At 60.2% G+C, this 12,919-nt stretch carries 9 protein-coding genes; 5 read left to right on the plus strand and 4 right to left on the minus strand.

The window, feature by feature from the left end; all coding sequences use genetic code 11:
* Positions 1-11: 11 nt before the first annotated feature.
* The 4 genes from TSACC_RS01945 to TSACC_RS01960 all read left to right on the plus strand — a co-directional run bounded on the left by TSACC_RS01945 (position 12) and on the right by TSACC_RS01960 (position 6,024).
* On the plus strand, positions 12-2,840 hold the full coding sequence (locus TSACC_RS01945) for a hypothetical protein (RefSeq protein WP_075077720.1): 2,829 nt from the start codon (positions 12-14) through the stop codon (positions 2,838-2,840).
* Complete coding sequence (locus TSACC_RS01950) at positions 2,837-3,862, plus strand: Gfo/Idh/MocA family protein (protein WP_075077721.1); 1,026 nt, start codon at positions 2,837-2,839, stop codon at positions 3,860-3,862. The genes TSACC_RS01945 and TSACC_RS01950 overlap by 4 nt, the downstream gene beginning before the upstream one ends.
* Positions 3,863-3,951: 89 nt before the next feature.
* Entirely contained in the window at positions 3,952-5,049 is a 1,098-nt protein-coding gene (locus tag TSACC_RS01955; RefSeq protein WP_075077722.1) for a LacI family DNA-binding transcriptional regulator, read from the plus strand.
* 144 nt (positions 5,050-5,193) lie between these two features.
* On the plus strand, positions 5,194-6,024 hold the full coding sequence (locus TSACC_RS01960) for an FkbM family methyltransferase (RefSeq protein WP_075077723.1): 831 nt from the start codon (positions 5,194-5,196) through the stop codon (positions 6,022-6,024).
* 14 nt (positions 6,025-6,038) lie between these two features.
* On the opposite strand, the gene TSACC_RS01965 is transcribed toward TSACC_RS01960, so the two are convergent.
* From TSACC_RS01965 to TSACC_RS01980, 4 genes are read right to left on the minus strand one after another with little or no spacing between them, the layout of a single operon-like run.
* Positions 6,039-7,220 carry a hypothetical protein gene (locus TSACC_RS01965; RefSeq protein ID WP_075077724.1) on the minus strand — a complete coding sequence of 394 codons (1,182 nt, stop codon included), beginning with the start codon at positions 7,218-7,220 and terminating at the stop codon, positions 6,039-6,041.
* The gene (gene ggt, locus TSACC_RS01970; protein ID WP_075077725.1) at positions 7,217-8,890 is read right to left on the minus strand and encodes a gamma-glutamyltransferase; all 1,674 of its coding nucleotides are present in this window, start codon (positions 8,888-8,890) and stop codon (positions 7,217-7,219) included. The genes TSACC_RS01965 and ggt overlap by 4 nt, the downstream gene beginning before the upstream one ends.
* A 9-nt stretch (positions 8,891-8,899) precedes the next feature.
* A complete protein-coding gene (locus tag TSACC_RS01975; RefSeq protein ID WP_075077726.1) occupies positions 8,900-10,600 on the minus strand; it encodes a gamma-glutamyltransferase family protein in 1,701 nt (566 codons plus the stop codon).
* Between the two features lie 7 nt (positions 10,601-10,607).
* Positions 10,608-11,372 carry a type II secretion system protein gene (locus TSACC_RS01980; RefSeq protein WP_075077727.1) on the minus strand — a complete coding sequence of 255 codons (765 nt, stop codon included), beginning with the start codon at positions 11,370-11,372 and terminating at the stop codon, positions 10,608-10,610.
* Positions 11,373-11,529: 157 nt separating this feature from the next.
* Here TSACC_RS01980 and TSACC_RS01985 point away from each other — a divergent pair, with 157 nt between their 5' ends.
* Positions 11,530-12,882: a sigma-54-dependent transcriptional regulator gene (locus tag TSACC_RS01985; RefSeq protein WP_075077728.1), complete on the plus strand. Its 1,353-nt coding sequence runs from the start codon at positions 11,530-11,532 to the stop codon at positions 12,880-12,882.
* Positions 12,883-12,919: the final 37 nt, after the last annotated feature.

Here is a 12,919-nt window from a genome sequence, read left to right on the forward strand (position 1 = left end):
CCGTGGCAGGGATGATCTGCCTGGCGGGCTCCATCACTGGGGCATCCCTTTTGTGCGCAGCCGATGTCCTGAATACACCCGAGGATGGCGGACCCGGCGTGTATGGCGGCGGCAAGGTGGCAAAGCCCTTTATTCCACAGGCGAACGCAAAGGAATTCCCGATTGGCCAGACGGCAAGGATCGTCACCATCGGGGGCGGGGTGCGAGGATTTGGCCTGCTGGCCGAGTTTCCCGAGGGAGGGCCTCGTCGTATCCTGGTGAGCCGGCAGACGACGATTTCTGCGCAGGAACCCTACATCCCCGCCGCGCTGGCCAGGGTCTTTGACCCGGCCGGGAATCTTGTTGCAGTGGAGGACTTCAGCACACAGGGGAGTGGCATGGAGACCCGGGCGTTGCAGGTACCGGAGGGTGCCGCGGGGATCTGGCGTATTTCCTTCTCCGGGGGGAGACAGGGCGACCTTGTTGAGCTTCGATTGCCGCCGACAGATGCCTGGGGAGTGCGCGGTGAAATGGCGTTAGGGGTCTCTCCGACGACGCCGCGGCCGGGCTATCTGTGGGTGCCGCCTTCGTCGCGGAAGCTGTTCCTCGGCGTGGAGGCGGGAGTGCCTGCCGGGATTGCGCTGGAATCCCGGGACGGGAAACTGCTTGGCCAGGCGGAAACCCTGGGCAGTGGTCAGAGAAAGGGAAGCATCCTGCTCGATCCAGCCCCAGCCAACCAGGTGGTAAAGGTCGTACTCCCGCAGACATTTGAGGGAGCCATCGATTTCGAAGGTGCTCCCGGGTTGCTCTGTCCCACTCCGGAGGCGGCGGAACGGCTTCAAGGTGGCACCGTCGATAGCCATGGCGTGCGGGTGGCTGGTCCCCTCCAGGCCCGGGCCCGCGATTGGATGATCGCAGCTGCTCCAACCCTCGACAGGGATCCTCATCTCAACTGGCCCGCAGAGGTGCCGGCCGATCTGGCCTCGCCATCAGTCGAGGTGCTCCCTTTTGGGAAATATGGCGGGCTGAATGGTGTGATCAGCCTGATGCGCGCCCAGAATGAAAACCTCGATCCGGCAAAGCCCTACTTTGGCATCCCGGCTCCCACCGGATTGCCCACGGATGGAACCGAAACGGAATCTTGGATGAATTTTCTGCCTTTCCCGGGTCGGTTTCTCTCACTCTATGACTCGGCGAGCTTCGCCGCGCTCCATGCCTTCCCCGGCAAGCTGAACCCGGCCTTTCATGACTCGCAGATCCTGAAGCGGGCCATCATGGCCGCCTTCTTCCATCTGACCGCGTTGCAAGGCGATGACCTCATCCGTGACGGCCGGATGATTACGCTGCCGTATCCGCTCACGCACACCTTCTTCATCTACGACGGACTGGCCCAGGCCTATCTATCGATCAAGGATGCCCTGCCCGCCGACGCGGGGGAAATCTGGCGGCAGGGCCTCATGGCTATCGCGGACAAGGCCGCAGATCACCAGGCATACGAATCCAACCAGTGGGCACATGTCCTCAAGGCGCATCTCGAAACGTATCTCGCGACTGGAGAGAAGAGGTTCCTCTCCTACTTCGAACGCGGTATGCGAGCCTATCTCGGCGGCGCGTATGGGCCGAACTCGAAGTTCGGCCAGCATCCGGCCGGATACTTCCTCGAGGAGTATGGACCAGATGGCAACTACGACCGGCTCAATCTCTACAGCCTCGTCGCCTGTTACAATCACTACAAGGGCATGCCGGGACGCGATGAAACTCTGACCCAGGCGATGAAGCAGGGAATCGAGAAAAACCTCCGCTTCAAGAGCTTCTTCTGGCTGCCGCAGCCGGATGGATCTCTACACTCGCCCACGGCACTGAATTGCCGGACCTCGGCGATGTTCTGCCTCAGTGGCTATCCTGGCGAGTTTATCGCCAGGGGGGACTTCCCGCTCGGCGCATCCCGGTATTACCTCGACAAGGAACCGGCAGAGGGCATCGGGGCTGCTGGTATTACCTCATTCGTAGCCAATACGCCGGATTGGATCGCCCGTACGATCCGCCAGGGCGTGGCATGGGGAGGCGCGGAATTCGAGGGTGGAGGCCAGTGGCTGCCTGCACTCGCCCAGGCTTATGGCTCGGGAGTGATCGCGGAGCCGGAGGCGCTTCCTTTTACCCAAAAGGACAAGACATGGCAGCTCCCCGGGCTGCTGGCGTGGAATCGCGGTGGGATTTATGGACTGACATTTTACGATGTCGTCGGGGCGCAGCGCAAACTGGTCGGTCACTTTGGTGGTGGGCCGACTGTGCTCTGGACGCCGGCGACCGGCGCGTTTCTCTCCTCCATGCAGCCCGTGCCCAATGCGGAGGCCGGACATCTCCCGGCCTCGGCCAAGGAAATCGCAAAACCTGAGCAACTCACCTACTCCTGTGTCTTTGGCAAATCGGACAAAGGCGTATTTTTTGCCAGCGGGTCGGATCGGTCCAACCTGCGGGAATCGCCTGACGGGAGACAGTATTCCATCGTCTCACGCGCCGGCGCACCCATGCTGGCGGCATTCACCTGGGAGTACGCGTTTGTGGAAAATGGCCTCGACCTCTCAGTGGCGGCAAAGACATTGACTGCTCCTCAGGAGTGTTTTGTGAATCTCCCGATTCTCACCAGTCTCGCTACTGCAAAGGTGACGTTGGAAAATCCGCACCGGCTGGTGTTTGCCACCGACCGGGGAAGCGTTGCCATTGAGTGGCCCGAGGCAGCTGCGGGACGTATTGAGGATTCCATATCTCCCTCCGTGAAGCGACTGGTCGTTCCCATTACGCCTGGAGGAGAGAGTATGACCTTCCGCATTCGCGTTTCCATACCAGTTGATCCATCATGAAACTTTGCACTATCGGCTGCGGAGGGCACTCGAGCGATGTTCATGGCCCCGCCCAGCAAAAGGCGGCCCGGGAGGGGGCTGTTCATCTCGTCGCGTGTTGTGACTTGAACGAAACGCTGGCAGAGACGTACCGGGCGAGATTTGGTTTCGAGCGGGCCTATACAGATATCCAGACCATGATCGACCGGGAGGCTCCGGATGTGCTTTGCCTTATCGTGCCGACGCACGTCACCAGCGATCTGGCGGTCGACATCCTTCGCCAGGGTATCCCTCTGTTTTTGGAGAAGCCTCCCGGGCTGAGAACGGCGGAGTTGGATCGCATGAGGGCGGCGGCGCATTCCGGAAGAGTGCCGAACCAGGTAGCCTTCAACCGGCGCTACATGCCCGTGGTCGCACGGACGCATGATATCCTTGAGGCACATCTGCCGCCCGAGGCCGTCCAGCAGATCAACTACGAGATGACACGGTTCGACCGGCGGGACGCGGATTTTTCGACGACCGCCATTCATGCCATCGACGCCGTGCGCTTCCTGGCGCGAAGCCCCTACCACGAGGTGCAGATCAGCTACCGGGAGATGCCTTGGATGGGCGGCGGAGTAGCGGCCTTTACGCTCGATGGCACCTGTGAGAGCGGCACCCAGGTGCGTATCAACATCCAGCCGATCGCGGGCAAGACGAGTGAGGGCGCCTGCATTCATGCGGCGGAGCACACATTGCGTCTCAGCCTTCTCGGTGCGGACGGGCGTCAGTTCCAAGGCTATCTGGAGCACTGGCAGAAAGACCGGCTGGCGGAGCGATTTCAGGCGACGGGAGATCTTATCGACCGCAATGGCACCTTTGGCGAGTTCCAGGCTTTTCTCGACGCTGTGCGGGAGGGCCGTATCCCCCGTCCCGGTCTGGACGATTGCGGTCAGCAGATGGCTTTGATGGAGGCCTTGCGCCGGCGTTTGTCTCGTGTCGATTTTGCAGAATCTCGACAGGATTTGCTCGCTCCGGAGTTGATTGTCTCGAGGTTATCGTAAGTCTTTTCCCGCCTGGGAACGGGAGGGTCTTCGTGGCGTTTCACGGATTGGCTCTTTCCAAAAATGAGTTTTTTGGGAAAGAACGACTTATGGTATCCATTCCCAAGAAGGTTCATGCCGTCTATTCCCAAGTGAAGGGGGAGATTCTTTCCGGGCGATGGGAATCCGGGGCCAAGCTGCCCAAGGAGGCTGATCTTGCGCGGCAGTTTGGCTGTAGTCCTGGCACGGTGGCCAAGGCGCTGGCAGTCCTTGCCCATGAGGGACTCGTGGAGCGCCGCGCGCGGGCCGGGACCACGGTTACCTACGGGAAGGGGGACTCGACGGAAAAGGTGCTGGATGCGTACGCCTTTATTTATCCCAGCGATCAGCATGAAGGCGTGTGGCGCACGGTGAAGGGCTTTCAGGATGCCGCGACACAAGCTGGTCGGCGCGTGGTCATGTTATCCGCTGGCTCAGATTATCTGCGGGAAATGGAGATGATCGCCCGGCTATCCGAATTTGACGTACGTGGGGCGGTACTTTTTCCCGTGATCCAGACGCCGGAGGACCAGGTGGCACTTTCCCGGCTGCTCGTGGAATCGCGGTTCCCGATCGTCCTTGCCGGGATGTATCTGCCCGGGCTGGGGCGCACGGCGGTGACGACGGATGGCTTTCACGCGGGGTATACCATGACCCGGCATATGCTCTCCCGAGAGAGGCGGCAGGTGGGATTTTTCTCGAACTATGCCTGGGCGCCTTTCATGCGGGATCGCTACCTGGGATATCGGTGGGCTTTGGATGAGGCAGGAATCCCGGAGTCGGCTGATATCGTTTATCTCGATCCGGTGATGACCCCGAATTTCGAAGACCCCCTGGCCGAGTCGCGGACGATGGCCCGGACCTATTTGCAAAGAGCGGCCGGGAAAGTGGATGCCGTCGTGTGCGCGGATGATCTTCTCGCCCTTGGCTGTATCGAGGCCGCAGGGGAGCGTGGACTAAAGGTCCCCGGAGATTTGCTGGTTTCCGGCATCGATGATTACAGTTCGCTCCCTCAAATCTCTCAGGTCGAGCTGACGACGTACCATATCCCGTTTGAAGAGATGGGGTGCAGGGCGTTCGGTGTTTTGGACACCCTTTTAGGAAAGGAAGCCGATCAGGTCGGCGATGTGCAGTTGCGAGGTAAACTTGTCATTCGCCGGAGCGCTTAGCCAAGGGTTTCATTTTTCCGGCTGTTCTAATAAGGGAGCGCTTGCGCGGCGCGGGATGACTTAATAGCGTCTGCGGTAGCCGGCATGAGGAAATTCGCTTCTCCAAAGCGAGAAGCGGTCGGTCGGCCATGCACTGATATTTTCATGTCTCAATCCCACGTGCCGAAGATCCCGCCCGCTGACAAGCTGATTGCCTGGTTGTACCGATCCGGCCGTCCCGGCCTCGCGGCGACGCTCCTTTGGCAGACTAAAGGCTGTAATCTTTCATCTCTTATTCAGTGGCCGGATGCCAGTGGGATGATCTGGACGCTCAATCCCCACGTCGCTATCGACCGTGCGCTGCTGCTTACCGGTCGCCACGATCCCGAGATCTTCGATATCCTTTCGGCGGAGATCCGTCCGCATGATGTCGTCTGGGACATCGGAGCCAATATTGGCTGCCTGTCTCTTCCGCTGGTTCGTCAGCACAAGACGGTGCGCCTCGTCGCCTTCGAACCCTCCCCGGCAGCCGCCCATCAGTTTACCTTGAATGCGGAGCTGAATGGGTTGAAGGCTGAACTTGTCACCACGCCCCTGGCCGATTGCCTGCGTGCGGAGTGCCTGCATATCAAGCTTTCGCGAAACTCCGGCCAGAACAGCCTTCGCCCCTGGGAGGAGGTCTCATATGACTTCAAGATTCATCTTCTGTGCGAGTCCGCCGCGAGCCTGATGGAGAAGAGCAATCTGCCGGAGCCGAATATCGTCAAACTCGACGTCGAGCAGTTTGAGGAGGAGGTTCTGCGCGGCATGGAGCCGATCCTGCGCGGCAGCAAACTGCGCCTCCTGATCTTTGAATGCATGCGAAACAATTCCCCGCAGCGATTCCAGGCGATTTCCGATCTCCTGACCGAATGCGGGTTTCGCGTCGACGAAATCCCTCCCGAACCGGGGAAACCCGTGGAGAATTTTGTCGCCCGCCGGACCGGGCGGGATTGACGCTTTCTGCCCCCCTACGCTCCGTCGGTGGTGGTTTCCGGCGCGGGAGTTTCTTTCGTAGCGGGAGTCGTTTGTTCAAAGGCAAAGCCTCCCATGAATTGCACAATGTCCTTGAGCGGGATCTCCATCACACCCTTGCTGGCCCGATAGCCAGTTTCCAGCCCGGGGGTGCCGCGTGGTGTGTAGTCCTGCCCGTGCGGGTCGCGGATGATAACACAGTCCTTCGCGGCATCGAAGCCGAGGACGGCATAGGCATGCATGGATGAGATGCCTGGGACCTTGGAGCCTTTTGCGCCTGTACCCGCGGTGATGAGGCGATGGGCGGAAGATGTTTCCTCAAGCAGAACCCGGAGTTGGCCGAGGAGGGCGTCCTTCTCGGCGGGAGTCGTTTCTGGCTTGCGCCAGGGTGAACAGGAGAAGCGCTTGATTTCGTTGCCGGTCAATACTTTCACCATCGTGCCAGCCGAGCCAGCGGTCGCCGCCACCAGCGGCGGATCCTTGAGCGACTTGTCCTCGATGCGCATCTGGCCCACGGCCTTCTCGTAAACCGTGCTCCAGTATCCTTGGTCGCCAGTGGCGGAGCTGATGGCGATCTCTCCATCAGTGGGTGCGGTGACATGGACGGTCCGGCTGCCATTGAGGCGAACAGTGAAGCCGTCCTTGTCTCTGCTGAACCGTGCGGCTACATCCGCGGGATCGCGATTGATCAGGGCCGCCATCGGTGCGAGGCAGAAGCAAGAACCGACCTTTCCCTGGCGGAAGCCTTCGAGGCTGGGGGTTCCATTGACGAAGAGCTGTCGCGGCGCCTTCCCGATTTTATCGACATACGCGGCGTAGTAGCTGCCGAGCCGTGGCATGCCCAGATCCTCATCGCTCGCTGACGTATTGGCCTCGCCGGAATCCTGTTTCACGAGGTCGGCGAGGGCGAAGGGCGGTTGCATCGGGTGCGATTTATTGCGGGCGGCGCGGTAGATCGCGGCCACGGCGGCAGCTTCTTCTCCTCGTATCTCGGGATTGGCCAGCGCCCAGTTGATCTCGTCGAGGGTTAGTGATCCATCGTGGTCGGCGTCCCAGGCGGGGAAGCCCTTCTGGATGATCTGCGCGAGAGGCTGTGGATCGGCCTGTGCGGGCAGCGTCAACAACGCGAGCAAGCCGGTGGCGATGAGGGTGATTGCCGGGCGTGCGCAGGTCTTCATCTGGTGGGAGCGGCGAGGCCGGGAACGCGAGGATCGCTCGCACCGGTGAGGCGCCCGTCGGAGGTTTTACGAATCAGCTGGGTGCCGCCAAAGGGCTCGATCAACTCAATCTCATAGCCGAGCGTTTTGAGCTGCTTGACCAGATCGGGAGAGGTGCTTTTTTCCATGCGCAGTTGGTCGGGCGACCATTGGTGATGAAAGCGCGGAAGAGCGAGCGCATCGGCGGGCGTCATATTGTAGTCGAGCGTGTAGAGGAGCGCGAGGAGGGTCTGGGTGATTATCGTAGGTCCTCCGGCCGCGCCGACCGCCATGACGACCTGACCATCTTTCTCGACGATCGTCGGACTCATGCTGGAGAGGGGGCGCTTGCCAGGGGCGATGGCGTTGGCTTCCCCGCCAATGAGCTTGAAGTGATTTGGTACACCCGGCGCGATGGAAAAGTCGTCCATCTCATTGTTCATCAGGATGCCTGTGCCGGGGATGACGACCTTTGATCCAAAAGCGGTGTTGATCGTCGCGGTGCATGACACCCAGTTGCCCTCGGCATCCGCCGTGACGAAGTGAGTCGTGTGCTTCTCGAAGTAGTTATTCTGCCAGTCCGGCGGCGTGCCGTGATCGGGCACCGGCGTCACTTTGCCGGGCGAAACCCTGGTGGAGAGTTCCTTTGCGTACGCTTTGTCAAAGAGTCCTCTGGGCACATGGACGAAACCGGGATCGCCCAACCAGTAAGCGCGGTCGGCAAAGGCGAGCTTCATAACCTCGGTGAGACGATTGACGAATTCCGGCGTGCCAGGCTTGACGTCTGCCGGGTTGAAGTTTTCGAGAATATTAAGCATCTGCGCGACGTGGACGCCGCCCGAACTGGGTGGGGGAAATCCCACGATCTGCCAGCCATGGTAGCTTGTGACCAGAGGCTCGCGTAGCTTGATCCTGTACGTGGCAAAGTCGTTGGCGGTGAGGATGCCTCCCGCTTCCTTCATGTAGGTCTGTGTAGCCTGGGGAAAGGGGCGTGCATAGAACCACTCCGCGCCCTGCGCGGCGAGTTCGCGATAGCTTTTGGCGAGATCCTTTTGGCGGAGGGTTTCTCCCTCGAGATAGGGTGAGCCGTCGGGCTTGAGAAAGATGGCCTTCGATGCGGGAAAGAGTGCCAGCTCCGGTGCGGTGGCCTTGAGCTTGCGCGCATAGACGAGGTCGATGGGGAACCCCTCATCGGCGCAGCGAATTCCGGCGGTGAAAGCCTTCTCCCATGGCAGTCGGCCAAATTCCTTGATTGCATAGGAATACGCGGCGACAGCACCCGGGACACCCGAGGCGAGCGGGCCGGTTTTGCTCAGTGATTCGTCAAGTTTGCCGTCGCGCACATACATGTCCCGCGTCGCTGCGAGAGGGGCGATTTCCCGACCGTCTATGCAGATGTTGCGACCGTCCTTGAGATGAATCAGGAGGAAGCATCCGCCGCCGATTCCGGAGTTGTGCCCATCGACCACGCCGAGCGTGAGAGCTGCCGCGACCGCCGCATCAATGGCATTTCCACCATCAGCCATGGCATCGAGTGCCGCACGCGTGGCGAGCGGCTGGACGGTCGCGGCATACCCTTCAACTTTTCCCGCTTGGAGCGGCGCGCCGGTGCAGGCGATCGCCACGGACAACAGACAAATACGACGAAACATCAGTGTGATTTATTGGGCCTCCGGCCAGTTGGTTCTCCGGTCGTCGGCCACGGCTTCCCGCCGACCATCAGGCAGGAACCGGACAGCATTGACTCCTCCGAAGTAGTAGGACTTGCGGCTCTTGGACTGAATATCCCAGTGAGCCTCACTCAGTTCCGCTCCAGTGCCGGAATCAAACCCCTCCTCGAGGTCGATCACATTTGGCGGTTCATTTGAGGAGCGGCGGCTGCGGGTGTGAAACCTTGGTTCGTCGATCGCATCTGCGAGAGTCTGCTGGTAATCCAGCACAGCGCTCAAAACCTGGTAAATGCCAGTCGGGATGCGCTGCGAAGCCGGGGACCCGAGCGCAAGCAGAGGCCGGCCATTATCGAGCACGATCGTAGGGGCCATCGTGCTGCGTGGACGTTTACCGGGCTGCACATAGTTGATTGCTCGCGGGGACGAGAAACTGAAGTTGGACATGCAATTGTTGAGCAGGATGCCTGTGCCGGGTGCGACCACGCCAGATCCAAAGTGGTGAGCGAGCGACTGCGTCACGCAGGCAATGTTACCCTCCTGGTCGACGACAATGAAGTGCGTCGTGCTGCCATTGGTCTCCTCTGAAACCGCGCTGCGGGAGCTGGCGTCCGGGAATGGCGTTCGCGGGTCGGCGCTGGAGGCCCGCTTCCAGATCCCCGCATAGGTGGATTGTTTGAGGATGCTGCCGGAGGTTTTCTCCGACTCTGGAGTATTGGCGAATGCTCCCGCGACGATCGGATAGATCTGCTGGAGGACACGGGCGACGGAATCCACTCGCTCGCGGCTGAGGGGCTGGTCGTGATTGGCGGCCTTGTTCTGTTCGAGCGACTTGAGCGTGAGAAGGACGATCGCTCCTCCGGTGAGGGGAGCCGGGCTGCTGTAGATCACCTTCCCGGCGTAGTCGACCGAGAGCGGGGTGAGTTTGTTGGCGCGGTAATCGGCGAAGTCCCGCTCGGAGAACCATCCGCCTCCATTAAGCGAGGCCGCGATAAGTTGCTTCGCGGTTTCGCCATGGTAGAACTCCCCGGGCCCGTCATTGGCGATTCGCTCGAGGGTCCTGGCGAGGTCGGGATTCTTGATGACATCGCCAGCGCTGGGAATGCGGTCTCCCGGCAGATAGATCGAGCGCGCCTCGGGGTCCTCCATCAGGAGGTCAAACTTTTCACGGTAGGCGGTGAGCTGCTTGGCCGGGACGGCATAGCCATCCCTGGCCGCCTCCACGGCGGGCTCCACGCAAGCCTTCCACGGGAGCTTGCCCCAGGTGTCATGCATCGCAGCGATGCCAGCGACGACTCCGGGCACGCAGGCGCTGCGATAGCCTTTTTCGCGATCTTTTTGGGAAAGCTTGAGGACCGCTGGCATGTCCAGATCCTCCGGCGCCTGGTTCAGTGCCTCTATGCAATAGACCTTCTGCGTCTTTGCCTCGTAGTAGAGTGCGATGAGCTTTCCACCCAATCCGGAGTTGAACGGCTCCGAGACGCCCAGCGTGAATGAGACGGCCACGGCGGCATCGGCGGCAGTACCGCCTTCCTTGAGAATCTGGATTCCTGCCTTCGTCGATTCCTCGCTGCCGGAGACAATCACTCCTTCGCGGGATTCCACCCGGATGGAGGCATCGGCGGCCTGGATGAAGACAAGGGAACCCAGGAGGAACCCCATGAGGGTCCCCCGCGAGGGGATGGATATGTGCATAACGACTTTAGTTTACAGATGGATACTCGCCGCTTCTTTTGAATTCCACGTGAGCATCGAAATAGACGTAGTGACGGCCGCCCCAGGGTGTGCGGACATCTTCACTGAGAGAGTTGGAGAGACCGCCGGTGGTGGAGGAGTTGTAGTTTTCCCCGTCGGCATTGGTGATCATCCAAATCTGGCTCAGCGGCTCCTCATCCTTGCCCTTGGGATCTTTATCGGGATCGAGGTTGGATTTGAGGCTCACGATCCTCTTGGGATCGTAGGTGGTTGCCCCGGCGGTGCTGCTGCGATTGCCGAAGAAATAGGTGGGGACGGAGGACTTGCCGCTATTCACCACGTAGGCCACGCCAAACTGGTCCGCGCCGTACCCGCAGACCGTCTTCCAGATCTTGTCATCCTTTGAGCAGTAGCCGGCATCGATAAGCACGGTGCTGAGATAATAGGTGCGCTTGGAATCGGTTGTCACCGTACTGGGGATGGCCACGCCACGATTGATGCGGCCGGGCAGGACCCCATCGTGCTCGCCCGCATAGGCTAATACCGCCATGGCCTGCCCCCGGAGGTTACTAACATCGCGGGCGCGCATCGAGTTGTCCTTGATCTTCGTCCAGGCTGGCATGCACAGGGCGGCGAGCGTGCCGATGATGGCCACGGTGATCATCATCTCCATGAGAGAGAACGCGCCTACGCCAGCGCGAAGACTGACCTTGCTCAGTCCGGTGTCTGCCGCAACGTTGCGGCTCGATTTGAAAAAGATCCTTGGCTCCATGTTTTTCATAAAAATCGAAACTGGAGAGTCATCAGCATCTCTCATGCCAAACCTATCGACTCCCCTCTGTACCTGATGGGGAGGGATTTTCTACGACCCTAATGAAAAAGAAATCTTGTTGTCAGTTTGTCCACCGTGTTGTTGATTTGACAACATTATGAGTGCCGGTAAAGCTCGTTCGAGATCGAATGTCCTCATCGTCGATGACGTGCCGGATTTTCTCAAGGAGACCTCGGCCGTGCTGCGGGCTCATTTTGGCGTCACAGTGTGCTCGAGTCCATTGAGGGGTTTGCGCCTGATCAAGCAGGGCGGCATTGACCTGCTGATCACGACGCTCGTGATGCGAGAGCTTGATGGCCTGGAGGTGATCCGGCGGGTGCGGGGAAGCGGTAGTGCGCTTCCTATTATTATGGTGACCGGCTTCGGTAATGAGAACACGGCCATCGAGGCGACCCGTGTGGGAGCCACGGACTACCTTACCAAGCCGGTCGAGCCGGAGGAGCTTATCGCGCGCGTGCGTCGCGCCCTTACCTATGCCGACGTGCAGGAGGAGGTGGACGAGCCTCTCGTGCTGAGTCAGGACACGACCATGTTGGAAGTCATTGAGGTCTGCCGCCGTGTCGCTCGCTCGCCCAGCCGGGTGCTGATCCTTGGGGAGACGGGCACGGGCAAGGAGTTGTTTGCGCGCATGTTGCATGCGCGGAGCCAGCGGGCGCGGGAGCCATTTGTCGATGTGAACTGCGCGGCCATCCCTCCCAATCTCCTCGAGAGCGAGCTGTTTGGCCATGAGCGCGGAGCTTTTACCGGAGCTACTGAGCGGCGTGTCGGGCGCTTTGAGGAGGCTGGGGAGGGTACGCTCTTTCTCGATGAAATCGGGGAGTTGGGTATCGCGATGCAATCCAAGCTCCTGCGCGTGCTTCAGACTGGTGATTTCTCCCGGGTGGGCGGTTCGCGCAATCTCCGTTCGCAGGCTCGTGTCATTGCTGCGACGAACCGCGACCTGAACCAGGAGGTGCAGGCGGGGCGCTTTCGGGCAGACCTTTATTACCGCCTGAATGTCGTCACCCTTGAGGTGCCTCCGCTGCGCCAGCGTTTCGGCGACATACCGATCCTGGTTCGCCACTTCAGTCGTAAATTTACCCAGCCGGATCACCAGCCATTAGGGTTCTCCAGCGAAGCTATGCAACGATTGTGTGCCTATGGATGGCCGGGAAACGTGCGGGAACTTGAGCATCTTATCGAGCGACTTTCCGTGTTGGTGACGAGAGGTGAGGTGCGGCTCTCGGATCTGCCCACACACTTTCAAGGCCTCGCGGAGGCAGCTCCGGTCTCCCCAATCCCCACAAACCGCCCCTATCATGAGGCGTTGCGGGAATTCCAACGCACCTATTTCCAGAATCTCATCGCCGCCACGCATGGCAACCTCGCCGCCGCCGCCCGGCAGGCGGGAATGGACCGCTCGCAGTTCTTTCGGAAGGTCCAGAGCCTGCGCCTTATTACTAACAGCTAGTAAGTAGAGCGCAGATTGCTCTTCTAACACAAAAAAA

Source organism: Terrimicrobium sacchariphilum (assembly GCF_001613545.1).
GTDB lineage: Bacteria > Verrucomicrobiota > Verrucomicrobiia > Chthoniobacterales > Terrimicrobiaceae > Terrimicrobium > Terrimicrobium sacchariphilum.